Origin of the sequence: Bradyrhizobium sp. CSA112 (assembly GCF_029051645.1) — a bacterium.
Taxonomy (GTDB): domain Bacteria; phylum Pseudomonadota; class Alphaproteobacteria; order Rhizobiales; family Xanthobacteraceae; genus Bradyrhizobium.
The window spans coordinates 1-719 of sequence record NZ_JAACFS010000122.1 but is presented as its reverse complement, the minus strand read 5'-3'; the positions used below and the strand labels follow the sequence as shown (position 1 = coordinate 719).

The following is a 719-nucleotide window of genomic DNA, read 5'->3' as shown; positions in this document are numbered from 1 at the left end:
CCCCAACGGCACAGGCGCGCCATGATCGTCCAGCAGATAAACCCGCGCGTTCGCAATCGGACGCCCGATCGGGACGTTCGCAGATACAGCTGGCCCTGTCGGAACCTCATAAAAGAGACAGCCCACGATCGTTTCGGTTGGGCCGTATTCATTCACCATTCTGGCCGTGGGCTGGATCCTGCGCCACAGCTCGATTGTCGAATGCGTCAGCGCTTCACCGCCGATGATAAACAGTCCAACCTGGCTGGCGGCCGAGTCCGCCAGCATCTGTTGCCCAAGCACATCCAGATGGCTGGGGGTGATATCAATGATCCCGCAGCCCGAGCTGATCTTTTCCTTTACCCCCTCGACCTCGTCTCCCTCCCTGACAAGCTGTGCGTGGCCACCACAGAGCAAAGGCGCAAGCAGGCTCGTGATTATGGCATCGAAGGCCAGGGAAGAGGAGACCAGGGAGGATGACCTGGGCGCATAAGCTTCGCAGGCCCAGGACAGATAATTGGCCACTCCCCGATGCTCGACCATGACGCCCTTTGGGGTTCCGGTTGAGCCTGAGGTGTAGATGATGTAGGCGAGATGGCGCGAGGTGAGGCCAAGGGCGCGCGGCTCGGGATCAGAGACAGGCAGCGCGGCCCAGGGCGGGGTGGCCGTATCCAGATCGAGCGCCGTCACATCGGCGAGCGCCTCGGTGCCGAGCGCGGCGCGGCCGGCCGCATCGCAAA

The 719-nt window shown here is 62.7% G+C and carries 1 protein-coding gene; it reads right to left on the bottom strand.

Annotation, left to right across the window (positions count from 1 at the left end; all coding sequences use genetic code 11):
- On the bottom strand, positions 1 to 719 hold a 719-nt coding region (locus GWE18_RS41950; RefSeq protein WP_275191311.1), incomplete at both ends, for an AMP-binding protein.